Origin of the sequence: Peteryoungia algae (assembly GCF_030369675.1) — a bacterium.
Classification (GTDB): Bacteria; Pseudomonadota; Alphaproteobacteria; order Rhizobiales; family Rhizobiaceae; genus Allorhizobium; species Allorhizobium algae.
This window is the reverse complement of sequence record NZ_CP128477.1, coordinates 2,942,108-2,963,854: the sequence shown is the minus strand read 5'-3', so window position 1 is coordinate 2,963,854 and position 21,747 is coordinate 2,942,108. Positions and strand designations below refer to the sequence as shown.

Sequence of the window (21,747 nt, the reverse complement as noted above, 5' to 3'; positions counted from 1 at the left end):
ACCCTCAAACCGTGCGCGGAATTCCTAATATCCACCGCTCTCTATGGTTAACCGATTGTTATTCAACAATATATAGCGGTGAACAAACCGGGAAGACCACGGAGTCCGCGATTCGTCGTCGATTCGTTCCGGCTTTGATCGACAGGTTAACGCGGGGTACGAAAAAGCCGCCGAGCCCTGGGGATCGGCGGCTTTTCTCTCGTTATGCTTCTTAGCGGCAGCGCGCTTCGTAGGTCTCGCCATAGCGGTTGCGGTAGACGCAGTAGCCGCGGCGTTCCTGCGAATTGCCGATAAGGGCGCCAGCAACGCCACCGACGCCAGCACCAATGGCTGCGCCGCGGACATTACCGGTTGCCACGCCGCCGATGACGGCGCCGGAAGCAGCGCCGATGCCGGCACCACGTTCGGTCGCCGTGCAGCCGGCGAGTGGGGCGATCAATGCGAGTGCCAAAAGGGTCTTTTTCATCGTCTTAAACCTTTTCACGTCGAGTTGGTGTTGCTTCAGGTCAAATTCGACCCATCAACATCAGGATGATGAGGATGAGAAGTACGAGGCCCAGGCCGCCGGACGGGCCGTAGCCCCAGCTGCGGCTATGCCCCCAGGTCGGCAATACGCCGATCAGCAGCAGAATTAGTATGACGATGAGAATGGTACTCATTGGGGGCCCTCTCCTAAGCCGTGGTGGATATTCCAGTCTTGTGCCGAAAGAACGCCACGGCTTGCGGATTGTTCCATCGGTCCTGCCAGGCTGCCAAGAAGCCGGTGCAGTCCGGCGATTGTCGAGGCGCGCCGCGAGGCAGGCGCCAATGGGGCCGAGGCGGCCGGCATCGTCGAGAGACCGTAAAGGAAAGCCGAGATCGCTTGGTCTGTTCGGGCCTGATGTTCGACCATGGGAAGGTGGCCGCAATCGCGCAGGATTACGGTTTGTGCCTGAGGCAGAAGTTTCGAAACCCGTAGCTGGTGTGCCGGCGGAACGATTGCATCATTGGCGCCGACGAGGTTCAGTACCGGGACGCTGATGCGGGGCAGGTCTTTGACGAGCGTGGTCGCAGACATGAAGCGGATACAGGCTGCAATGTCTTCCGGGCGCGCCCTCTTGAGCTCGAGACGCACATCTTCCATCGCCTCGACCGCGCGATTGTCCTGCCAGGGACATCCCTTGTCATACACACATTCAATCGACCCCCAGCGAAACTGTTCCTGGGTGGCTATCCATCGACGGAAGAACTGACCGAACAGGAAGGCGCCGACACGCGGAACCCGGAGCAGCCGCGCGGGCAGCCGCTCCTGTCCCTCGAAACGTCCGCAGGCGAAGGCGCCGATCAGCGTGATCGACTTGACCAATTCGGGATGATGAAGCGCAAAGAGCAGCGAGACGAAGCCGCCGGTGGAGTGACCGATGAGGTTGACGGGGCGACCGCCGAAATCGCGACGGATTGCCGTCGCATAGGCTTCGACCACGTCATGGGGCCCGATCACCTGGCCAGGCTCGTCCAGAATCCACGGATAGTGCCCCGGAAGCGGGTAGGCTGCCGTTCGCCCGTGCCGGGCGAGCTGCGGGGCATAGGTCCGCCAGAAGGATGGTGCCATGACCATGCCATGAATCAGGACAAACTCCTGTCCTGCGTCAGTTTTTCCGATCCAATCCGGAGGTGGTGGTTGAAGTGTCATCGCAGTGTACCTCGGCCAAAGCAACGTGCGCCGCGGTGCGAATGTTCCATAGGTTCCACCTGCCATTCTGCTCGGTGGAGGGACAGCGAAGTGGATTTCTCGATTCAGGATATGGTAGGGATCATGGGGCAGGGCATCGACATCTAGCCGTGAACAAAGCCTGAATCCGGGCGAGTCGATGATTCGTCGCTGATTCGTTCCCAGAGTGTTCCCGCAACCAAAAACTGATTCTGATCAAGGGTTTGGACGGAATTCTGGGGTGATCGCCGCAAGCGCCTTGCCTTTGCCCCTGTCAGCCTCCATTTGTTGGCCAAGGGCGCCGGATAGCGGACGACGCGCGGTCCCGACAAGCGGAGCGGTCTTTGAATACCCAACCCATGATCCTGAGTGGCCGCGGCGTGAGTGCTGTGCTGGGGCCAACCAATACCGGCAAGACCCACTTTGCGATCGAACGCATGGTCGCGCACGGGTCCGGCATCATTGGATTGCCGCTGAGATTGCTTGCCCGCGAAGTCTATACGCGTGTCGTCGAACGGGTCGGTGCGCAGAATGTCGCGCTGGTCACCGGCGAAGAGAAGATCAGCCCCCCGAATGCCCGGTTTTCCGTCTGCACGGTCGAGGCGATGCCGCGCGAGACCAAAGCGGCCTTCGTCGCGATTGACGAAATCCAGTTGGCTGGAGACCTCGAGCGTGGCCACATCTTCACCGACCGCCTGCTTCACCTGAGAGGACGGGAGGAGACGCTGTTGCTTGGGTCGGCAACGATGAAGTCGATCCTGATCCAGCTTCTGCCAGGGATTACCATCGTCGAGCGGCCACGGCTCTCCCAGCTGTTTTATGCCGGCCAGAAAAAAATCACCCGCCTGCCGCAGCGCACAGCGATTGTCGCCTTCTCCGCCGACGAAGTCTATGCGATCGCCGAGCTGATCCGCCGCCAGCGTGGCGGTGCAGCCGTCGTTCTCGGCGCGCTCAGCCCGCGGACCCGCAATGCCCAGGTTGGCCTCTATCAGGAAGGCGATGTCGAATACCTCGTTGCGACCGATGCCATCGGCATGGGCCTGAACCTCGATGTCGATCATGTCGCCTTCGCCCAGGACCGCAAGTTCGACGGCTACCAGTTCCGCAATCTCAATCCGGGCGAGCTCGGACAGATCGCCGGGCGAGCCGGCCGCCACATCAAGGATGGCACGTTCGGCGTGACGGGGCGTGTCGATCCGTTCGACGACGAGTTGGTGGAGCGTCTGGAAACGCATCAGTTCGATCAGGTCAAGGTTCTGCAATGGCGGACGGAAAGATTCGATTTTTCGTCGATTGCGGGACTGCAGCGAAGTCTCGATGCGGTGCCTCGCATCGAAGGATTGACCCGCGCTCTGCCGGCGACGGACCAGCAGGCACTGGAGTATCTGTCGCGCTATCCCGAGATATCCGACATCACCGACCGACCCGATCGCGTCGAAAAGCTCTGGGAGGCCTGTGCGCTGCCCGACTATCGGCGTATTACACCTGCACAGCATGCAGATCTGATTCAGAGCCTCTACTTCGATCTGGTCAGGCGCGGTACCGTCAACGAGGATTTCCTCGGCGAACAGGTACGGCGGGCAGATCGGACTGATGGCGAGATCGATACGCTGTCGGCGCGGATTGCGCAGATTAGAACTTGGACCTATGTGTCGAACCGACCCGGTTGGCTTGCCGATCCGACACACTGGCAAGAAAAGACGCGGGAAATCGAAGACCGATTGTCCGATGCGTTACATGAACGGTTGACGAAACGCTTTGTTGATCGCAGGACATCTGTGCTCATGAAGCGCTTGAGAGAGAATGCGATGTTGGAAGCTGAAATCAGTGTGAACGGTGATGTCTTCGTGGAAGGCCATGCCATGGGACAACTCGCCGGTTTCCGGTTCACGCCGATCTCCGGCATGGAGGGGCCGGACGCGAAGGCTGTCCAGGCGGCCGCCTACAAGGCGTTGGCGCTCGAGTTCGAAGCGCGCGCTGCGCGCCTTCATGCTTCCGGCAACAATGACCTCGTCATCGGATCCGATGGCCTTGTGCGTTGGCTGGGCGATCCGGTGGCGCGTCTCATCGGTACCGACCATATTCTTCATCCGCGCGTGATCCTGCTTGCCGATGAACAGCTGACCGGCATTGCGCGCGACCATGTCGCGGCGCGTGTCGAGCGCTTTGTTAATCACCATATCTCGACTGTGCTGAAGCCGCTCGACGACCTGTCGCGCGCAGAAGATCTGCAGGGTCTGGCCAAGGGCCTCGCCTTCCAGCTCGTTGAAAATCTCGGCGTGCTCTTCCGGCGTGACGTGGCAGACGATGTCAAGACGCTCGACCAGGATGGTCGCGCCTCCATGCGTCGCTATGGCGTGCGCTTCGGCGCCTACCACATCTTCATGCCGGCACTGCTCAAGCCGGCTCCGGCCGAGCTCATCACACTGCTCTGGGCGCTCAAGAACGACGGGCTCGACAAGCCGGGTTACGGCGATCTGATCCCCGTGCTCGCCGCTGGCCGCACCTCGGTGGTCACCGATCCGAGCTTCGAGCGCATGTTCTACAAGCTCGCAGGCTTCCGCTTCCTCGGCAAGCGTGCTGTTCGCATCGATATCCTCGAGCGTCTCGCCGACCTGATCCGCCCGCTGCTGCAGTGGAAACCGGGTTCGCCGGCGCGTCCTGATGGTGCCTATGACGGCCGCCGCTTCACGACGACGACGGCCATGCTTTCCATTCTGGGTGCGACGCCTGACGACATGGAAGAGATCCTGAAGGGTCTCGGCTATCGTGCCGACAGCGTTTCGGCGGAAGAGGCTGCTGCCTTCCTTGCTGCACAGACCGGCTCTGTGGCGGCTGAGGCTCCGGCGGTTGCCGAAAAGAGCGACGTTGCCGTCGATGATGCCGATCAATCCGCCGAGGCATCTGCCGAAGGCGAGGCACCGGCTGCGGTGACCGAAGAGCCTGCTGCAGCGGTTGCCGCTGAAGTGGCCGAGCCTGCCGCTGCCGAAGAGCAGCCGGCCGAGCCGACTGAGCCGAAGCCCGTTCTTCTCTGGCGTCCGGGTGGCCGTAGTGACAACCAGCGTGGCGCCGGCCGTCCCGGTGGTGATCGTCGCCCGCAGGGCCAGCGCAATCCGGCGCCGCGTGAAGGTGCCGAGGCTGCTGGCGAGAAACGTGGCGAAGGCCGTCGCGACGATCGCCGTTCCGACAATCGCGGCAAGTTCGCCGGCAAGGGTGATCGTCAGGATCGGGGCGATCGCAAGGACCGCGGACCGCGTCCCGAGCGTGACAACAACAAGTCGCAGCCGGCCCGCTTCGAAGCAAAGCCGCCGCGCAAGGAAAAGCCGCTCGATCCGGATTCGCCCTTTGCCAAGCTTGCCGCTCTCAAGGAGCAGCTGAAGAAGTAATGAAGGAGAAGCCACAGAGCGGTTCGCGTCAGCGCATCGACAAGTGGCTCTTCTTTGCCCGTGTGACAAAATCACGCAGTCTCGCGCAGGAGTGCGTGACTGCTGGCCACGTCAGTATCAATGGGCAGAAAGTCCGCCAGGTCAGTTATCAGGTCAAGCCCGGTGACAGGCTGGAGATTGCCATTTCTGAACGCAAACTCGTTCTTGTCGTGAAGCTGCCTGGCGACAGGCGCGGGCCCTATGAGGAAGCCAAACTCCTGTACGAGGACTTCTCGCCTCCACCTGAAAAGAAGCCCTTCACACCTTCTGAGCCGGGTGTTCGGGCTCCAGGAGCCGGGAGGCCGACCAAAAAGGAGCGCCGCGCACTTGATGATCTACGCGGCGAGCCGGATTGGTCTGCGGATTAGAAAATTTCTACAAAGCCGCCAGAATTGAGGGTGTTTATCCTTGCCTTGGCCGGGATTCCGCTTTAGCTCACATGCCGTCCGACAGAATTTTTCCGGCGGGGCGCGAGCCTTCCGAGCGGGGTGTCAGCCCTGACGGAATGACCCAATATTCGCCCCTCGCCTGCCGTTCGAGAACGTCATCCTGGAGTGCCGCATGACCTATATCGTCACCGACAACTGCATTCGCTGCAAATATACCGATTGTGTCGAGGTCTGCCCCGTCGATTGCTTCTACGAGGGCGAGAACTTTCTCGTCATCCATCCGGATGAATGCATCGACTGCGGCGTGTGCGAGCCGGAATGTCCTGCTGAAGCGATCAAGCCCGATACCGAGCCGGGTCTCGACAAGTGGCTGAAAATCAATGCTGATTACGCAAAGATCTGGCCGAACATCACGGTGAAGAAGGAGCCGATGCCGGAAGCCAAGGAAATGGACGGCGTCGACGGCAAATTCGAGCAGTTCTTCTCGGAAAATCCGGGCTCCGGAGACTGACAGGCCACCTCCTGTCGATGGCTGGCGCAGATCCTGCGTGCGATTCCATCACTTAAAGTCGGATTCGTTGTCCGGTGCGTCACGATTGTGGCGCACTGCACTAAAATATTGATTTCCTCGTCTTTTTGTGATAGCCTCTTGGAACTGTTCCACTTTGCGGCATAGCTATGCCCTGAACCACCACGAAAGCAACTTCACCAAAGCGCGATTTCTGTGACGTCGGCGACACTGCTCGTGTCGTGTCTCTGTCGCGACTAGGTGATGTTCAACTGCGTGACGGACTGGATCAGGATGACAAGTTTCGCAGTCTTGTCGTCTCATCCGGGCCTGACCGACCCGGCGCCGGCATCTCGCCGGGAGCAAAACAGGGAGTATTTGAATAGAATGACGACCCAGCAGAAAAAGAGTTCCTCGGCGCGCCACGGTTTCAAGACCGGCGAGTCGATCGTATACCCCGCCCATGGCGTGGGTACCATCACCGCCATCGATGAGCAAGAAGTCGCCGGCATGAAGCTTGAGCTTTTCGTGATCGATTTCGAGAAGGACAAGATGCGCCTGAAGGTTCCGGTCGCCAAGGCCGTGAGCATCGGGATGCGCAAGCTGTCCGAGACTGATTTCGTCGATCGTGCGTTGAAGGTTGTGCAGGGCAAGGCCCGTGTGAAGCGCACAATGTGGTCGCGTCGTGCGCAGGAATATGATGCCAAAATCAATTCCGGTGACCTGATCTCGATCGCTGAAGTTGTTCGTGACCTGTTCCGCGCCGAAAACCAGCCCGAGCAGTCTTACTCCGAGCGTCAGCTTTACGAAGCCGCGCTTGATCGTATGGCTCGTGAAATCGCCGCCGTGAACAAGATGTCCGAGACGGAAGCCGTTCGCCTTGTCGAGGTCAACCTCGCCAAGGGCCCCAAGCGTGGCAAGACGGTCGAGGAAGACGATACCCAGGAAGAAGAAGCCGCGTAAGCTGCTTCAGTGCATGGTCATGGAAAAACCTCCGGCGAGAGCCGGAGGTTTTTTTATGTCTGCAGCAGGCATGGACCGTGGTGCGGGCAAAGAAAAACCCCGCCGAAGCGGGGTTTTCCAGAGGGTCGACCCTATCGACTACTCGCGGTTTCCGAGGAAGCGCAGCATGAACAGGAAGAGGTTGATGAAGTCGAGATAGAGACGCAGCGCACCCATGATGGCGTTGCGGCCTGCCATCTCGCTTGAGTGGCTCTCGTGGTAGGACTCCTTGATCGCCTGGGTGTCGTAAGCCGTCAGACCGGCGAAGATCAGCACGCCAATCACGGAGATCGCGAAGTCCAGGGCCGAGGAAGCCATGAACAGATTGACCAGCGAAGCGATGATCAGACCGAAGAGACCCATCATCAGGAATGAGCCCATGGCCGACAGATTACGCTTGGTCGTGTAGCCATAGAGCGACAGGGCGCCGAACGAAGCTGCCGTGACGAAGAAGGTCTGGACGATGCTGGCACCCGTGTAGATCAGGAAGATCGACGACAGGGACAGACCCATCATAGCGGCGTAGACCCAGAAGGTTGTCTGCGCGGCTGCGACACTCATCTTGTGAATGCGGAAGCTCAGGAAGAACACCATGGCGACCGGCGCCAGGATGACCACCCACTTCAACGGGCTCAGGAAGATGGCCTGGCCGAACGCGGTCAATTCGCCGTTGGAAACGGCCATCTGAAAGGTGGCGAAGGCTGCGATACCAGTGATGGCGAGGCCCAGTGCCATCAGGTTGTAGACCTTCAGCATATAGGCGCGCAGACCTTCGTCGATCATCGTGGCCGACTGGGTCTGACCCGTGCGGCTCTGATAGTTGCGAAGTTCGGACATGTTTTCCTCTCTCAAAGCTTCGATGTTGGACGGTAGAGCCATGTAATGACCCCCGCACCGCTGCGAAGCCCAGCATGCGTGGCCTTAATATGAGGGGTTCCCGTGTCATCGACAAGGGCCGCAAGCTTAAATCGCGGTAATCCTGGGCGGACTGTGCCGGTGTCCGCCCTGGTCCTCTACAGCTCCCGCAGGACAGGTGCGGCCTTCTGACCCAAAATGCGCCACGTTCCGGCGAGGCCGATGCCGATCGTGACGACGAGCGCGATCACGAGCGTCATCAGCGCGACGTCGGGCAGGAAGCTCGACGGCAGGTTCATGATCTGGGTCAAGACGAACCATGCGATCCCGCCGCCTGCGATCAGGGCGAAGACTGCCGTCGCTGCCCCGAGCAGCATATATTCATAGGTGAAGGCACGGATCAGCATGGCACGCGTCGCCCCCAGCGTCTTGAGGATGACGGCATCATGTGTGCGTGCCCGGTTGCCCGCGGCAAGCGCGCCCGACAGAACGAGGACCGAGGCGATCAGGGCAATGGCGGCTGCGGCGCGGATTGCGGTCGCCAGCTGCCCGACGAGACGATCCACGATGTCGAGCGCATCCTTGACGCGGACGGTGGTGATCGTCGGAAACTGCTGGGTGACAGAGCGCAGGATCGATGCCTCCTGAGCCGCCGTTGCATCCTGATCGATCAGGGTTGCGAGCCAGGCATGGGGCGCTCCGGCAAATGTGTTGGGCGAGAAGACCATGACGAAGTTCATCGACAGGCTCTCCCACTCGACCGAGCGGAAGTTGGCGATCTTTGCCGTGATGTTGCGGCCGAGCACATTGATCGTGATCGTGTCGCCGATCTGCAGGCCCAGTTCACGGCCTTCTTCCTCCGCAAAGGAAACCAGCGGCTCGCCGGTATAGTCATCCGTCCACCACTCGCCTTCGGTGACGGTGCTGTTCTCGGGAATGTTGCGCGCATAGGTAAGCCCTCGGTCACCGCGTAGAACCCAGCGTCCTTCCGGTGGTACCTCGACCTTGGCCACATCGACACCGTTGAGTTCGACAATGCGGCCGCGCAGCATCGGCACCTCGATCAGCTTGCCCTGTGGCGCCATGCTTTCCACCAACGTGCTGAAGCCTTCGATTTCGCCGCTCTGGATGTCGACGAAGAAGAAGTTCGGCGCCCGCTCCGGCAGGTTTCCGGTCAGTTCACGCCTAAGGTTGCCGTCGATCAGCGCCAGTGCGACGAGCAGGCTGAGGCCGAGGCCGAGTGACAGTGTCACTGCGGGCGTCAGCGCACCGGGCCTATGAATATTGCCTACCGCCATCCTCAGAGCGGCCGAGTGAATCCGGGGGCTGCGCCTGGCGACCCAGGCAATTCCCATGGCGACCACCCGAAGCAGCACGAAGCCGGCCGCCATGGCCGCCAGGAAGATCGTCGCGATCCGTTGCTGTTCGGACGTGAAGATGGCCAGAGCCGCAAGTGCGCCGAGCGCCAGTGCCATGGCGAGCAGATAGGGCCAGGACGGCAGGCCGGCGGCCTCGAATCCCTGTTCCCGGAACAGCGCGGTTGCCGGGACTTTTCTCGCATGTCCGAGCGGCAGGATCGCAAAGGCAAAAGTAACCAGCATGCCGAACACGGCCGCGAGAAGCAGGGCGCGTGGATAGATGGTCGCTTCGGCGGAAATGGGCAAGATTCCAGAGAGGTAGCTCGCGACGATCGGTGGTGCGATTACACCGAGCGCGAGGCCGGCCAGAATGCCGATCGATGCGACGAGTGTGATCTGGATCAGGTAGACCATCACCACCACGGAGGCCGGAGCGCCGACACATTTCAGCGTGGCGATGACCGTCCGCTTGGAGTCGAGGAAGGCGCGGACCGCATTTGCGACGCCGACGCCGCCAACCACCAGCGCCGTGAGCCCGACGAGCGTCAGGAATTGCGAGAAGCGCTCGACATTCTCGGTGAGGGCAGGGGCTGCACGGTCGCTGCCGCGAATGGACCAGCCGGCCGTCGGGAACTCCGCCTGGGCCTGTTCGCGGATTGCCTCGGCCGTGGGCGCGGGCGCGGCGTAGCGGATCTTGTAAGCGTGTTCAATGAGGCTGCCGGTCGTCACGAGGCCGCTTGAAAGCAGCCCTTCACGGCTCGTCAGGAAACGCGGTGCAAATCCGAAGCCGTCCGAGATCGAGTCGGGTTCAGTGACAATTGTGCCGTTGATCCGGAAGCGGGCGTTGCCGACCAGCAATTCGTCGCCGACCTTGATGTTCATGCGGTCGAGAAGGAGCGGGGCGACGACTGCGCCATAGGCTCCACCGGTCGAGGCCAAAAGTTCGGCCAGCGGCTGATCGGGTTCGGCTACGAGGCGACCGTAGAGAGGATAGGCCTCGTCGACTGCCTTTATTTCCACCAGCGACTGATCGGAGCCGTCGGCGAGACGGGCCATGGAGCGCAGATTGGTCGTTACCGAGACCGCACCGAAACGCTCCAGGAAGGCCAGTTCCTCCGGTGTCGCCTCACGGTTGTCGAGTTCGAAGCGGACATCCCCGGCCAACAGCGTGCGGCCTTCCGATGAGATGGCGTCGGTGATCGCCGTCGAGACGGAGTTGACCGCAGCAATGGCGCCGGTGCCGAGCGCGATACAGGCGAGGAAGATGTAGAAGCCCTTCAGTCCGCCGCGCAGTTCGCGCAGCGCAATACGGAAGGCGACGGAGAAGCGCGTGCCGAACGATGTCATGCGGGCACCGAAGCGAGACGGGCCTGCTCGTTTCGGCTGTCGCCCGCGATCTGGCCCGAGGCCACACGGATCTGGCGTGTGCAGCGGGCGGCGAGTGACGGGTCGTGGGTCACCAGGATCAGTGTCATCCCGCGTTCGCTTTGCTTGGTGAAGAGGAGATCGGCGATCTGCCGGCCGGTTTCCGTGTCCAGGTTGCCTGTGGGTTCGTCGGCGATGAGAACGGCGGGCGAGGGTGCGAGCGCCCTGGCGATTGCGACGCGCTGCTGTTCACCGCCGGACAGCTGGCCGGGATAGTGGCTGAGGCGCTCTCCAAGCCCGACGGCCTCCAATTCCTTGCGCGCGATGTCGAAGGCGCCTTTCACGTTCGCAAGCTCCAGCGGAACGGCGACGTTTTCGAGCGCAGTCATGTTGGCGATCAGATGGAAGGACTGGAAGACGATACCGATGTTCTTGCCGCGGAAATCCGCAAGCCGATCCTCGCTCAGCGTATGGAGCGGTGTGTCACGGACATGGATCTCACCGCTGTCGAGGCGTTCCAGTCCGGCGAGCACCATCAAAAGCGTCGATTTTCCCGAGCCGGATGGCCCCACGATCCCGACCGCCTCGCCCTCTGCGATGGAAAGGTCGATGCTCTTCAGAACGTGAACGGAGGCTGCGGCATTGCCCAGGGTGAGATCGGCGCTTTTCAGTTCGATGATGCTGTTTCTCACACTCGGCCATCCTATATCTGACGAGACAATGCTCCGCTGCACTGCGGAACAACTGCCAATCTAGGGAAGGCACCATGACATTTAAAGCAGCGCTCCTTCATTTCGCCGTGATCCTGATCGCCGCGCTCGCCGGTCCCAGGTTTGCAGCGGCCGAGCCTCTGCAACTCGTCGGGTTTGGCGACAGCCTGATGGCAGGCTATCAGCTGCCTCAGGAGGACGCCTTGCCAGCCCAGCTTCAAAGGCAGCTGGCTGCCCAGGGGCATGAGGTGGTGATCACCAATGCCGGCGTCTCCGGCGACACGACATCCGGTGGTCTGTCCCGTGTCGACTGGTCGGTTCCCGATGGGACAGATGGCGTGATTCTCGAGCTCGGTGCGAATGACGCCCTGCGCGGGATTGCACCGGAGCAAACGGAGAAGAACCTCGAACAGATCATCATACGATTGAAAGAACGCAATATTCCGATCTTCTTTGTCGGGATGCTGGCTCCGCCCAACATGGGTGACGATTACGCTCGGACGTTCAATGCGATCTATCCGCGTCTCGCCGAAAGATACGATCTGCCGCTTTATCCCTTCGTGCTCGACGGAGTGATCACCGAACGTAGCCTTTTGCTCGACGACGGCATGCATCCCAATACCGAGGGGCTGAAGCTGATGGCAGAGCGCATGTTGCCTCTCGCCGGAACATGGGTGGCGGGTATCAGGGGGCAGTCGAATTAAAGGCTTGCGCCGGCGCCGTTGACTGACCGCCATGGACGCGACATCGGGCGTGAGGCAGTGGTTCATGCGACGCAAAGGCATGCTATCTGGCGCCGTGCCCATATGGCTGCTGCCCGCTGTTCGCTTGCGACCTCATTGGCGGAATGAAATTTCGGCAGCACGGGGACCACATCACGCTTGCCCGCTCGCCGCACCTGCTCGGGCTGGGTGGCGGAATTCTGGCCGCCACGGTGCCTGGTTCAAGCCCTTGAGGTGACTGAAACTGCGCTGCCCGCCAATGTCCGCCTGGCTGGCGGAACACTGGCAGACGCGTTGCAGATCTCTTCCTCAGAATTTCCAGGTGAAGCCCGTCGCATCTTCGGACACGTCCCACAGCTCCGTCATCACGGGCTTGTCGTGAGCGTGGGGGTTCAATGTGCCCTTGCCGACCGGGCCGATGGCTTCCATGCGGCCCGTGGGACCATAGAGCGCACGTTGCGCGGTCAAAGCCTCTTCGGTCGCACACATCACCTCGGGATAGGATCCTTGCTCAGCGGTCTGAACCATCGGCGTTTTGGTCATGAGCCACCAGATGAACCGCATCGTCCGGCTGCCGCTGGTGGTGATGAGCGATGTTGCCGAAGAGCCGGGATGGCAGACGTAGACCTTCACGTTGGTTTTGCCTGCCACCTGCAGCCTGTCTTGCAATTCGTAAGCAAACATCATCTGAGCCAGCTTGCTTTGCGAGTAGGCGGTGTTCGGGCCATAACCTTCTGTCCAGTTCATGTCGTCAAATCTGATCGTCTTGAGCCCCAAGTTGTAGCCAAGGCTGGCCACGACGACGATCCTGCCGTGTGACGCCTCGATCCGCTCGAAGAGCAGACCGCTGAGCAGGAAGTGGCCGTAATGGTTGGTGCCAAGCTGGCTTTCGAACCCATCCTCGGTCAGCTTGCGCTTCGGTACCTGGGCGATGGCGGCGTTGCAGATGAGCGCGTCGATCCGGGGAACGGTCTTTAGAATTTCGGCTGCGGCTTCTCGCACGCTGGCAAGCGAAGCGAGGTCCATGCGGACGAAGCTCACATCGGCGTCCCTGCCGAATTCGTTCTTCAGTTCCGCGACTGCAGCCTGTGATTTTTCGGTCGAGCGGTTCAGCATCACAACTTTGGCGCTCTTCTTCAGAAGCGTCCGGGCCGCCTGGAATCCAGCACCCGCGTTCGCCCCAGTGATGAGGTAGGTCTTGCCCTCGAGGCTGCCAATGCGGTCCGGGGTCCAGCCCTTGGGTCCGAATGTTGTGTCTGGCATCGTCTTGCTCCTTTGGTCGCCGGCCAACGCCGCGCGAGGTATGGGTCTCGTCCTGTCTTGAGATTGCAGATAACTCTCATGGGTGCTTTGAAACAGGCGAATGAATCGCGATTTCTTGCCTAATTGTATCAAGGTGGTTGCCAAGCGGGTTCTGGTCGCTAGACATGCTCCCATGTGCAAGACCCAGATCAAAAACCTCATCATCAGTCGAACTGACCGGGACGGGCTGACGGAGGCTGGAATTCCCGGCGTGCGCCTGTTTCGGGCCACGGAAGCCATTCCGTGCGTTCCGGTGGTCTATGACCCCTGCGCCGTGGCCATCGTCAGCGGGGCGAAGGAAGCCGTTTTCGACGGGCAAAGGTATGTTTACGACGACAGCGAATATCTGTGCTGCCCGATGTCGATGCCCGTCAAAGCCGGCACACCCGCAGCATCGCCTGAAGCGCCTCTCTACGGCGTCATGATCGCGCTGGACCCGGCCATCATGACCGGATTGGCGATGGAAATGGAGAATGCCAGCGGCGTCCTGCCCATGACCAAAGGGGCGTTGCGCGCTCAAGGGATCAAGCTCGCCGGATGGGATGATGGCTTTACCGATGCGCTGCTGCGTTTGCTGCAACTCGTGGGAAGTCGGACGGATATTGCAGTTCTTGGCAAGGCGCGCTTGCTGGAGGTGTATTATGCAATCCTCAAGGGCGATGCGGGCCTCTTTGCACGACAAGCCTTTGGTACCGGAAATGCCATCGCACGTTCCATCGCACACGTGTCGTCAAATCTGGATGCAACGATCTCGATCGATGACATGGCAAGCCGCGCCGGCATGAGCCGGGCCGTGTTTCATCGCAAGTTCAAGCAGGTCACGACGATGGCGCCGATCCAATTCGTAAAATCGATGCGCCTCAACAATGCTGCGATGAAGATCGCAGGCGGCATGACCGTGAGCGAAGCGGCCATGGATGTCGGATATGTGAGCCCGTCGCAATTCAGCCGGGAGTTCAAACGCCTGTATGGCCAGTCGCCGAGGCAATGGGGAGAGGCCCAGCAGGCGCTGTAAACCGGACGCTTTGACACCGGTACCAGAGCGTCCCTGGCGGGGAACGGCCTTGAGCTTTCAAGAGTTTGCGCAGCAACCGCTGCTGCCCTGGCATTGCGGCTGTTTCGCACGAAGTCGTCGAGATCAAAGCCGTCAGCCCGCCAGATCCCACGTTTTGACCGATGGGCGATAATTTTTACGATGCCCTTGCGCCTGATGTCATTGCGTGATTCGCTGTCATCACCTGCAAAAGATTCGGGGAGCGCTCCATGCCGAGATTGTTCACTGCCCTCGAAATTCCGCGCAACGCCGCCATGAGTCTCTCATTGCTTCGCGGTGGCCTCCCCGGAGCGCGCTGGATCGATGTGGAGAATTACCACATTACATTGCGCTTCATCGGCGACGTGGATGGCAGGACGGCGGACGAGGTCGTCGACAGGCTCGACCGGATCGATCGCCCCGAATTTTCCCTGGCTCTGAACGGCATCGGCTCCTTCGGTTCGAAGAAGCCTCATTCGATCTGGGCAGGCGTTTCAGGCGCGCCGGAACTCTACGCGCTTCAGGGCGAGATCGAACGGATCTGTCAGCGTATCGGCCTTGCTCCCGACCCACGCAAGTTTACCCCCCATGTGACACTGGCCAGGCTCAAGGCTTCGCGGGTGGAGGACGTCGTGCATTACCTTGGAGGCCGCGGGGATTTCCAGACCGCCCCGTTCCGGGTCGGACGCTTCGTCCTGCTCTCTTCCCGGGATTCGGTTGGCGGCGGCCCCTATCTGACCGAAGAGGCCTTCCCGCTCCGAGAGACGATGGGCTATTCGAATTTCGCAACGACGGCGCTGCAGCCCGAAAAGAGCATGCTGTAAACGGCCTCAAAGTCTTCCAGGTCACCGTAATAAGGGTCAGGCACATCCTGCCTTGTGCCGAATGCGAGATCGGCGAAAAGGTGCAGGCGAGCCGTTGCCTCGGCCGGCATCATGGTCTCCAGTCTCGCCAGATTGCTGTTGTCCATCGCAACCACCAGATCGAAATCGACGAAATCGTCGCGGCGGACCTGCCGTGCGCGTTGGTGCGCGAGATCGATGCCTTTCGCGGCTGCCACCTTGATCGATCGCCGATCGGGCGGGTTGCCGACATGCCAGCCACCAATTCCGGCCGAGGCGATCACAGGCTTTTCGCTGGCAGCCTCCGTCAGGTGACGATAGATTCCTTCCGCTAGCGGTGAGCGGCAGATATTGCCAAGGCAGACGAAGAGAATTGAAGGTGCCGGCATGGATTGATCCTGGAAGGCAAACGAGGAGTGACGGCAGATGAAATACGAAAAACTGGATGCGACGTCCATTGCGGCTCGTCTCGGAGAGATGCACGGCTGGACGGCGGGCAGAGACGGTGCTGCCATCGAAAAGCACTATGTCTTTCGCGATTTTCGCCAGGCCTTTGGCTTCATGACCGAATGCGCGCTTGCAGCGGAGAAGTTGGACCATCATCCGGAATGGTTCAATGTCTACAAGAAGGTTGACGTGATGCTGACGACCCATTCTGCCGGCGGCGTGACGGAACTGGATTTCAAGCTTGCCGTTCTCATGGATCTGGCTGCGGCTCGAAACGGATAACGATGTGCGGCGATTGAATTCGGTTCGCTCGCTTCACATATGATTGATCGGGTCCGAACGAAAGGATCGATGGGCTATGGATGATGTGAAGATCGGTGAGATCCTGCTTCCGGGCGACGAGAAGACGCAGGAAAGGCAGGAAGAGAAGGTGCGAAGCCGTTTCTGGCCGACCTTCAAGAAAGCCGCCCGGCAAATCCCTTTTTCTCGGGATCTGGTTGCTGCCTATTATTGCGCGACGGACCGCGAAACACCTTTTCGTGTCAGGGGCATCCTGCTGGCGGCCCTGGGGTATTTCGTCCTGCCAATCGATGTTGTGCCGGATATTCTCGCGGTTGTCGGTTTCACTGATGATATTGCAGTGCTGACGACGGCGATCGCCTTGATAAACAGGCATATCAAGGATCGCCACTACGACGAGGCCGACAGGGTGCTGGCTGACGACGCGCTTCCCACCTGAATGGTCTCGGGGCGGCCCCGGAGTTCAGGGCAGCCCAATTCTTGCCTTTTTCTTTCCATCTACATCGTGCGTGAGATCGATGCCCGGAAAGCGTTTTTCGCGGCTTTCGGGGCGCCAGGCAGAATGTTGACGCCGATTATGACAACAAGGCGCGCACCGTTCATCGTTTGGTAAGGTAAATTAAGTCAAACTGAACACAGGTTTTGACGATGAGCGCCCGGCCGGATGGTCGGGTGATGGATGGAAACAACCGGCAGGAAGACATGTTCGTAAGAAGTAGCGTAACCGCACTGGCAATCCTCCTGGCGAGCAGCGGGCTCGCCAACGCGCAATCGCCCACGCGGATCGAGCAGTTCAAGGCCTGGGGCGCCTATTCCTACAAGTCGAATGGCGGCACCGTTTGCTACGTGCTGTCAGTTCCGACGGCAAAGGAACCGGCCAGCGTCAATCACGGCGACATCTTCTTTGTCGTGTCGCAGCGTCCCGGTCAGAACATCTCGTATGAACCGCAGGCGATGATGGGTTACCCGATGAAGGGCGACTCCAAGGTCAATGTGACGATCGACAGCAAGAGCTTCGTCTTGTTCGTCAAGGACAGCTCGGCCTGGGTCGAGAACGCAGCTGAAGAGCCTGCGCTCGTCGCTGCCATGAAGGGTGGTTCGTCGATGACGGTCAAGGCGACTTCGGCACGTGGCACCGCCACGAGCTACACCTATTCGCTGTCCGGTATTTCGGCTGCCCTGCAGAAAATCCAGAACTGCAAGTAAGTCCGGATCGGCAAATCTTTGTGTGAGGGGCCGGTAGCATCTACCGGCCCCTTTCATTTTCGCATAGCCGCATCGCAGGCAGTCGGGGTGACGGAAAGCAAAAAAGCTGCTATTGCCGCTGAAAAATAGGGCATGGGGTTCGAGCGACCCTGTCCGCCATGATCCATGAATTCATACCTGCCAGCCGAGACGCGCTCGATCCGAGCTTGCTTCTCCCGATGGTCCAGAGGTCCTGACGATGACTGCTACAGTGACGCTTCCCGAGCGTGGCCAGACGACGGCCCCGGTTCGCTCCAGCGCTTTTGCGGAAAAACCCAGCCTGATCGGCCTCGACCGAGAGGAGCTGGGCGAGGCTCTGCGCGACAAGGGCGTGCCGGAGAAGCAGATCAAGATGCGCGTGGCGCAGATCTGGAACTGGCTCTACGTGCGGGGCGTCTCCGACTTCGACCATATGGTGAATGTCTCCAAAGACATGCGGGGAATGCTCAAGACGCATTTCACCATCGCCCGTCCCGAGATCGTCGAAGAGCAGGTCTCCAATGACGGTACCCGCAAGTGGCTGCTGCGCTTCCCGCCGCGCGGGGCGGGCCGGCCGGTCGAGGTCGAAAGCGTCTACATCCCCGAAGAAGGCCGCGGCACGCTGTGCATTTCAAGCCAGGTCGGCTGCACGCTCACCTGCTCCTTCTGCCATACCGGCACACAGAAGCTCGTGCGCAACCTGACAGCCGAAGAAATTCTGGCCCAGCTCCTGCTCGCACGCGACCGTCTCGGCGATTTCCCCGATCGGGAAATCCCTGTCGGCACCATGATGCCGTCGAGCGATCGCAAGATCACCAATGTCGTCATGATGGGCATGGGCGAGCCGCTCTACAACTTCGAGGAAGTGAAGAAGGCTCTGCTGATCGCGACGGACGGCGATGGTCTGTCGCTGTCCAAGCGGCGCGTCACGCTGTCGACGTCGGGTGTGGTGCCGGAAATCTACCGGACCGGCGAGGAGATCGGCGTGATGCTGGCAATCTCGCTGCATGCCGTGCGCGACGAGCTGCGCGATATGCTGGTGCCGATCAACAAGAAGTATCCGCTGAAGGAACTGATCGAGGCCTGTCGCAATTACCCGGGCCTCTCGAATGCGCGTCGCATTACCTTCGAATATGTGATGCTGAAGGACGTCAATGACAGTCTTGAGGACGCCAAGGGTCTGATCCAGCTGCTGAAGGGCGTGCCGGCGAAGATCAATCTCATTCCGTTCAACCCGTGGCCGGGCACCAATTATCAGTGTTCCGACTGGGCGCAGATCGAGAAGTTTGCCGACTTCATCAATCAGGCCGGTTATGCCTCGCCGATCCGCACCCCGCGCGGCCGCGACATCCTCGCCGCCTGTGGCCAGCTCAAGTCGGAATCGGAACGCATGCGCAAGACCGAGCGTCTGGCGTTCGAGGCGATGATGATCGCCAATCATGGCGAAGACGACGAATAGGACCAACCGGGCGCTTTCGTCCGGTTATCCCTGCCGTCACTTGGCCTGGGTCATGAAGATCTTCAGCGCAAAAACGGAAAAGACGCCGGCAAAGGTGTAGTCGATGCCGCGCAGGACCCTGCGGTTCGCCTGCAGCCAGGTCGACATGAAGTCCGCCCCATAAACGATGCCAAGGCCAATCGGCAGCGACAAAATGATCGACCAGAGGCCCAGGAAGATCAGCTTGCCGGTGACGTTGGGATCGGTCGCGGTCACGAACTGCGGCAGGAAGGTCATGAAGAAGATGATGACCTTGGGGTTCAGGAGATTGACCCAGAGCCCGTTCAGGAAGGCTCCCTTCTTCGAGACGACCGCAGCGCCATCCGCCTTGATGACAAAATTCGATCCATGTCTGATGGCCTGGAGAGCAAGCCACAAGAGATAGGCGGCACCGCCGGTCTTCAGCAGCAGAAAAGCTGTCGGGGAGGCAACGATCAGCGCTGAAATGCCAAAGGCAACCAGCATGGTGTGGATTGAAATCCCGAAACTCGTACCCGCCAGCGTCATCAGGCCGATAACGCGGCCATCGCGCAGGGAGCGGCTGATCCAGAGTGTCATGTCCGGCCCAGGGGTGATGGCAAGCAGCAGAAGCGCCAGGCTGAAGGCAAGAAATACTGGAAGGCTGGGGACGAAATCCATGAAAAACACCGCATGACAAGGCACCCGCGACTTGCGGGTGCTTCATCCTTAGCGGCCTTCACTGGCGTTGCCAATCAGCCTTTTGGGACCGATAGATACGTCTTGAAGGCGTTGGCGTATTCCGGATGCCAGCGCGAGAGCGGGGGACGATTCTCGATAATGTCGCCGGCGGCCCAGGCGATGCGCTTCTCGTCGAGCGCGCGGGGCACGTCGTTGTCCGGGCAGAGGATGTAGAAGTCGCCCCTGACCAGGCTTTCCAGCATGAAATCGACCGTTTCCTCCGGCGTCCACGCGCCGGCCGGCTTCTCCGTCTTGCCGTTGGCGGTGAGAGACGTGAAGACGAAGCCGGGGATGAGCAAGTGGGCAGTGACATTGCACTCCGCCGTGTTGCGCAAATCGTGCTGCAGCGCCTCGGTGAAAGCCTTAACGCCAGCCTTGGACACATTGTAGGCGGGATCACCGGGCGGGGTGGTGATGCCTTGCTTCGAGCCTGTGTTGATGATCAAGGCCGCATCCTTGTGCGCGACCATGCCGGGACCGAAGGTGCGCGTGCCGTTGACGACGCCCATCAGGTTGACGCCGAGCACATTCTCCCAGTTTGCCTGGGGACCGAAAAGTGCGCTGCCCGGTTGAATGCCAGCATTGTTCATCAGGACATGGACGGGTCCGAAGCGCTGGATGACGGCGCGCTCCAGCGCTTCGAGTTCACCCAGCTTCGACACGTCCGTGCCGATCGCGACGACATCGGCCTCTCCGCCAGGGGCGATGGCCATGACTTCGCCTGCGGCTGCGGCCAGCCGGTCTCCCTCAAGGTCGACCAGGACGACGCAGAGACCCATGGCCGCGAAGGCTTTGGCCGCGGCAAGGCCGATGCCGGAGGCGGCGCCAGTGATGACGGCGACATGGCCCTTTGCAAGAGCGGGATGCTGGATCGTCATGGGCAAATTCTCTCTAGGTCAATGGCTTTGGAAGTGAGGGCGATATGGTACCCGGATCCGGCTTCGTCAACATGGCGGCAAATCGGTTTCCGGCGTGCGCCGCTATCGGACCCAACCGATCTTGACCGCCACCTCGGCCGGTCGATGCCCTTGCACACCAGCGGAATCTCGCTAAAAGTGCCGCCATTCTTGATCCAGGCGGGGTTTGAGCCTCGCATCCTCCAGACGGAACGCATCGATATGGCACTCCCCAAAGACGTGAAGAAAGTCGTCCTCGCCTATTCCGGCGGTCTCGACACCTCCATCATCCTGAAATGGCTCCAGACCGAACTCGGTGCTGAGGTCGTGACCTTCACCGCCGACCTGGGCCAGGGCGAAGAGCTCGAGCCGGCGCGCAAGAAGGCCGAGATGCTGGGCATCAAGGAGATTTTTATCGAGGACGTGCGCGAAGAATTCGTCCGCGACTTCGTCTTCCCGATGTTCCGCGCCAATGCCGTCTATGAAGGTGTCTACCTGCTCGGCACCTCGATTGCCCGCCCGCTCATTTCCAAGCATCTGATCGACATTGCCAAGAAGACCGGTGCCGATGCCATCGCCCATGGCGCGACCGGCAAGGGCAATGACCAGGTCCGTTTCGAACTCTCGGCCTATGCACTGAACCCCGATATCAAGATCATCGCCCCGTGGCGCGACTGGGCCTTCAAGAGCCGCACCGATCTCTTGGCCTTCGCCGAGCAGAACCAGATCCCCGTCGCCAAGGACAAGAAGGGCGAAGCGCCGTTCTCGGTCGACGCCAACCTGCTGCACTCCTCGTCCGAGGGCAAGGTTCTCGAAGATCCCTCCGTCGAGGCCCCGGAATACGTGCATATGCGCACGATCTCGCCGGAAGCTGCCCCGGACAAGGCCACCATCATCAAGGTTGGCTTCGAAAAGGGCGATGCTGTCTCGATCAACGGCGTTCGCATGAGCCCGGCTACGCTGCTCGCCGAACTCAACACCTATGGACGCGACAACGGCATTGGCCGTCTCGACCTCGTCGAGAACCGCTTCGTCGGCATGAAGTCGCGCGGCGTCTATGAGACCCCCGGCGGTACGATCCTGCTTTCGGCACACCGCGCCATCGAAAGCATTACCCTCGACCGCGGTGCAGCCCACCTCAAGGACGAGATCATGCCGCGCTACGCCGAGCTGATCTATTACGGCTTCTGGTTCTCGCCGGAGCGCGAGATGCTGCAGGCATTGATCGACAAGAGCCAGGAGCATGTCGAAGGCGAAGTGACGCTGAAGCTCTACAAGGGCAATGTCATGGTGATCGGCCGCGAGTCATCGAAGTCGCTCTATTCCGACCAGCTCGTCACCTTCGAAGATGACCAGGGCGCCTACGACCAGAAGGATGCCGCCGGTTTCATCAAGCTGAACGCACTGCGCCTGCGCACGCTCGCCAAGCGCAATCTCGGCAATTAAGTCCGCATCGTCATTCAAGATCGCCCGCCTTCCTCC

The 21,747-nt window shown here is 60.5% G+C and carries 22 protein-coding genes; 12 read left to right on the top strand and 10 right to left on the bottom strand.

Annotated elements, in window-relative coordinates; translation table 11 throughout:
- Positions 1-211 precede the first annotated feature (211 nt).
- From QTL56_RS14110 to QTL56_RS14100, 3 genes are read right to left on the bottom strand one after another with little or no spacing between them, the layout of a single operon-like run.
- Complete coding sequence (locus QTL56_RS14110) at positions 212-466, bottom strand: YMGG-like glycine zipper-containing protein (protein ID WP_054150342.1); 255 nt, start codon at positions 464-466, stop codon at positions 212-214.
- 40 nt (positions 467-506) lie between these two features.
- Positions 507-659, bottom strand: a complete 153-nt coding sequence (locus tag QTL56_RS14105) for a DUF3309 family protein (RefSeq protein ID WP_229575147.1) — start codon at positions 657-659, stop codon at positions 507-509.
- Positions 656-1,591, bottom strand: coding sequence for an alpha/beta fold hydrolase (locus tag QTL56_RS14100; RefSeq protein WP_245137360.1), 936 nt, complete (start codon positions 1,589-1,591; stop codon positions 656-658). The genes QTL56_RS14105 and QTL56_RS14100 overlap by 4 nt, the downstream gene beginning before the upstream one ends.
- Positions 1,592-2,049: 458 nt before the next feature.
- Between QTL56_RS14100 and QTL56_RS14095 the strand changes: the two genes are divergently transcribed.
- From QTL56_RS14095 to QTL56_RS14080, 4 genes are all read left to right on the top strand, one after another.
- A complete protein-coding gene (locus tag QTL56_RS14095) occupies positions 2,050-5,076 on the top strand; it encodes a helicase-related protein (protein WP_245137489.1) in 3,027 nt (1,008 codons plus the stop codon).
- The gene (locus tag QTL56_RS14090) at positions 5,076-5,483 is read left to right on the top strand and encodes an RNA-binding S4 domain-containing protein (protein ID WP_229575145.1); all 408 of its coding nucleotides are present in this window, start codon (positions 5,076-5,078) and stop codon (positions 5,481-5,483) included. Before QTL56_RS14095 ends, QTL56_RS14090 begins: the two co-directional genes overlap by 1 nt.
- Before the next feature lie 193 nt (positions 5,484-5,676).
- Entirely contained in the window at positions 5,677-6,015 is a 339-nt protein-coding gene (fdxA, locus tag QTL56_RS14085; RefSeq protein ID WP_102021031.1) for a ferredoxin FdxA, read from the top strand.
- Positions 6,016-6,399: 384 nt separating this feature from the next.
- On the top strand, positions 6,400-6,975 hold the full coding sequence (locus tag QTL56_RS14080; RefSeq protein WP_229575144.1) for a CarD family transcriptional regulator: 576 nt from the start codon (positions 6,400-6,402) through the stop codon (positions 6,973-6,975).
- Between the two features lie 138 nt (positions 6,976-7,113).
- On the opposite strand, the gene QTL56_RS14075 is transcribed toward QTL56_RS14080, so the two are convergent.
- The 3 genes from QTL56_RS14075 to QTL56_RS14065 form a co-directional block, all read right to left on the bottom strand.
- Positions 7,114-7,851: a Bax inhibitor-1/YccA family protein gene (locus QTL56_RS14075; protein ID WP_229575143.1), complete on the bottom strand. Its 738-nt coding sequence runs from the start codon at positions 7,849-7,851 to the stop codon at positions 7,114-7,116.
- 176 nt (positions 7,852-8,027) lie between these two features.
- Positions 8,028-10,574, bottom strand: a complete 2,547-nt coding sequence (locus QTL56_RS14070; protein WP_245137361.1) for an ABC transporter permease — start codon at positions 10,572-10,574, stop codon at positions 8,028-8,030.
- Positions 10,571-11,284, bottom strand: a complete 714-nt coding sequence (locus QTL56_RS14065) for an ABC transporter ATP-binding protein (RefSeq protein WP_245137362.1) — start codon at positions 11,282-11,284, stop codon at positions 10,571-10,573. The genes QTL56_RS14070 and QTL56_RS14065 overlap by 4 nt, the downstream gene beginning before the upstream one ends.
- 74 nt (positions 11,285-11,358) lie before the next feature.
- On the opposite strand from QTL56_RS14065, the gene QTL56_RS14060 reads away from it, so the two are divergent.
- Positions 11,359-12,006, top strand: a complete 648-nt coding sequence (locus QTL56_RS14060; protein WP_245137363.1) for an arylesterase — start codon at positions 11,359-11,361, stop codon at positions 12,004-12,006.
- 327 nt (positions 12,007-12,333) lie between these two features.
- On the opposite strand, the gene QTL56_RS14055 is transcribed toward QTL56_RS14060, so the two are convergent.
- Complete coding sequence (locus QTL56_RS14055; protein ID WP_245137364.1) at positions 12,334-13,431, bottom strand: SDR family oxidoreductase; 1,098 nt, start codon at positions 13,429-13,431, stop codon at positions 12,334-12,336.
- A gap of 28 nt (positions 13,432-13,459) precedes the next feature.
- Here QTL56_RS14055 and QTL56_RS14050 point away from each other — a divergent pair, with 28 nt between their 5' ends.
- Positions 13,460-14,341 carry an AraC family transcriptional regulator gene (locus QTL56_RS14050; protein WP_245137365.1) on the top strand — a complete coding sequence of 294 codons (882 nt, stop codon included), beginning with the start codon at positions 13,460-13,462 and terminating at the stop codon, positions 14,339-14,341.
- Between the two features lie 248 nt (positions 14,342-14,589).
- Positions 14,590-15,183, top strand: a complete 594-nt coding sequence (thpR, locus tag QTL56_RS14045) for an RNA 2',3'-cyclic phosphodiesterase (protein ID WP_245137366.1) — start codon at positions 14,590-14,592, stop codon at positions 15,181-15,183.
- Here the strand turns inward: thpR and QTL56_RS14040 are convergent.
- Positions 15,132-15,590, bottom strand: coding sequence for a low molecular weight protein-tyrosine-phosphatase (locus tag QTL56_RS14040; protein WP_245137367.1), 459 nt, complete (start codon positions 15,588-15,590; stop codon positions 15,132-15,134). The two genes, thpR and QTL56_RS14040, sit on opposite strands and share 52 nt — an antisense overlap.
- 37 nt (positions 15,591-15,627) lie before the next feature.
- Here QTL56_RS14040 and QTL56_RS14035 point away from each other — a divergent pair, with 37 nt between their 5' ends.
- From QTL56_RS14035 to rlmN, 4 genes are all read left to right on the top strand, one after another.
- Positions 15,628-15,930: a 4a-hydroxytetrahydrobiopterin dehydratase gene (locus QTL56_RS14035; RefSeq protein ID WP_245137368.1), complete on the top strand. Its 303-nt coding sequence runs from the start codon at positions 15,628-15,630 to the stop codon at positions 15,928-15,930.
- Positions 15,931-16,006: 76 nt separating this feature from the next.
- A complete protein-coding gene (locus tag QTL56_RS14030) occupies positions 16,007-16,387 on the top strand; it encodes a YkvA family protein (RefSeq protein ID WP_229575134.1) in 381 nt (126 codons plus the stop codon).
- A gap of 263 nt (positions 16,388-16,650) precedes the next feature.
- Positions 16,651-17,154 (top strand): invasion associated locus B family protein, encoded by a 504-nt coding sequence (locus QTL56_RS14025; RefSeq protein ID WP_229575375.1) that lies wholly within the window; start codon positions 16,651-16,653, stop codon positions 17,152-17,154.
- A 238-nt stretch (positions 17,155-17,392) separates the two neighbouring features.
- Complete coding sequence (gene rlmN / locus QTL56_RS14020) at positions 17,393-18,631, top strand: dual-specificity RNA methyltransferase RlmN (RefSeq protein WP_229575133.1); 1,239 nt, start codon at positions 17,393-17,395, stop codon at positions 18,629-18,631.
- A gap of 36 nt (positions 18,632-18,667) precedes the next feature.
- Here the strand turns inward: rlmN and QTL56_RS14015 are convergent, their stop codons facing one another.
- Both QTL56_RS14015 and QTL56_RS14010 read right to left on the bottom strand, forming a co-directional pair.
- Positions 18,668-19,309, bottom strand: a complete 642-nt coding sequence (locus QTL56_RS14015; RefSeq protein ID WP_229575132.1) for a LysE family translocator — start codon at positions 19,307-19,309, stop codon at positions 18,668-18,670.
- 74 nt (positions 19,310-19,383) lie between these two features.
- Positions 19,384-20,247, bottom strand: a complete 864-nt coding sequence (locus tag QTL56_RS14010; protein WP_245137369.1) for an SDR family NAD(P)-dependent oxidoreductase — start codon at positions 20,245-20,247, stop codon at positions 19,384-19,386.
- 240 nt (positions 20,248-20,487) lie between these two features.
- Between QTL56_RS14010 and QTL56_RS14005 the strand changes: the two genes are divergently transcribed.
- Positions 20,488-21,711, top strand: a complete 1,224-nt coding sequence (locus QTL56_RS14005; RefSeq protein ID WP_229575130.1) for an argininosuccinate synthase — start codon at positions 20,488-20,490, stop codon at positions 21,709-21,711.
- The last annotated feature ends 36 nt before the right edge of the window (positions 21,712-21,747 follow it).

Excerpts from the sequence above, each read along its gene's own strand:
- QTL56_RS14075 (WP_229575143.1), bottom strand. The coding sequence starts at position 7,851 with ATGTCCGAACTTCGCAACTATCAGAGCCGCACGGGTCAGACCCAGTCG.
- QTL56_RS14035 (WP_245137368.1), top strand. The coding sequence starts at position 15,628 with ATGAAATACGAAAAACTGGATGCGACGTCCATTGCGGCTCGTCTCGGA.
- QTL56_RS14070 (WP_245137361.1), bottom strand. The coding sequence starts at position 10,574 with ATGACATCGTTCGGCACGCGCTTCTCCGTCGCCTTCCGTATTGCGCTG.
- QTL56_RS14050 (WP_245137365.1), top strand. The coding sequence starts at position 13,460 with ATGTGCAAGACCCAGATCAAAAACCTCATCATCAGTCGAACTGACCGG.
- QTL56_RS14005 (WP_229575130.1), top strand. The coding sequence starts at position 20,488 with ATGGCACTCCCCAAAGACGTGAAGAAAGTCGTCCTCGCCTATTCCGGC.
- QTL56_RS14060 (WP_245137363.1), top strand. The coding sequence starts at position 11,359 with ATGACATTTAAAGCAGCGCTCCTTCATTTCGCCGTGATCCTGATCGCC.
- QTL56_RS14030 (WP_229575134.1), top strand. The coding sequence starts at position 16,007 with ATGGATGATGTGAAGATCGGTGAGATCCTGCTTCCGGGCGACGAGAAG.
- QTL56_RS14095 (WP_245137489.1), top strand. The coding sequence starts at position 2,050 with ATGATCCTGAGTGGCCGCGGCGTGAGTGCTGTGCTGGGGCCAACCAAT.
- QTL56_RS14080 (WP_229575144.1), top strand. The coding sequence starts at position 6,400 with ATGACGACCCAGCAGAAAAAGAGTTCCTCGGCGCGCCACGGTTTCAAG.
- QTL56_RS14015 (WP_229575132.1), bottom strand. The coding sequence starts at position 19,309 with ATGGATTTCGTCCCCAGCCTTCCAGTATTTCTTGCCTTCAGCCTGGCG.
- QTL56_RS14040 (WP_245137367.1), bottom strand. The coding sequence starts at position 15,590 with ATGCCGGCACCTTCAATTCTCTTCGTCTGCCTTGGCAATATCTGCCGC.
- rlmN (WP_229575133.1), top strand. The coding sequence starts at position 17,393 with ATGACTGCTACAGTGACGCTTCCCGAGCGTGGCCAGACGACGGCCCCG.
- QTL56_RS14010 (WP_245137369.1), bottom strand. The coding sequence starts at position 20,247 with ATGACGATCCAGCATCCCGCTCTTGCAAAGGGCCATGTCGCCGTCATC.
- QTL56_RS14110 (WP_054150342.1), bottom strand. The coding sequence starts at position 466 with ATGAAAAAGACCCTTTTGGCACTCGCATTGATCGCCCCACTCGCCGGC.
- QTL56_RS14100 (WP_245137360.1), bottom strand. The coding sequence starts at position 1,591 with ATGGCACCATCCTTCTGGCGGACCTATGCCCCGCAGCTCGCCCGGCAC.
- fdxA (WP_102021031.1), top strand. The coding sequence starts at position 5,677 with ATGACCTATATCGTCACCGACAACTGCATTCGCTGCAAATATACCGAT.
- QTL56_RS14025 (WP_229575375.1), top strand. The coding sequence starts at position 16,651 with ATGTTCGTAAGAAGTAGCGTAACCGCACTGGCAATCCTCCTGGCGAGC.
- QTL56_RS14105 (WP_229575147.1), bottom strand. The coding sequence starts at position 659 with ATGAGTACCATTCTCATCGTCATACTAATTCTGCTGCTGATCGGCGTA.
- QTL56_RS14090 (WP_229575145.1), top strand. The coding sequence starts at position 5,076 with ATGAAGGAGAAGCCACAGAGCGGTTCGCGTCAGCGCATCGACAAGTGG.
- thpR (WP_245137366.1), top strand. The coding sequence starts at position 14,590 with ATGCCGAGATTGTTCACTGCCCTCGAAATTCCGCGCAACGCCGCCATG.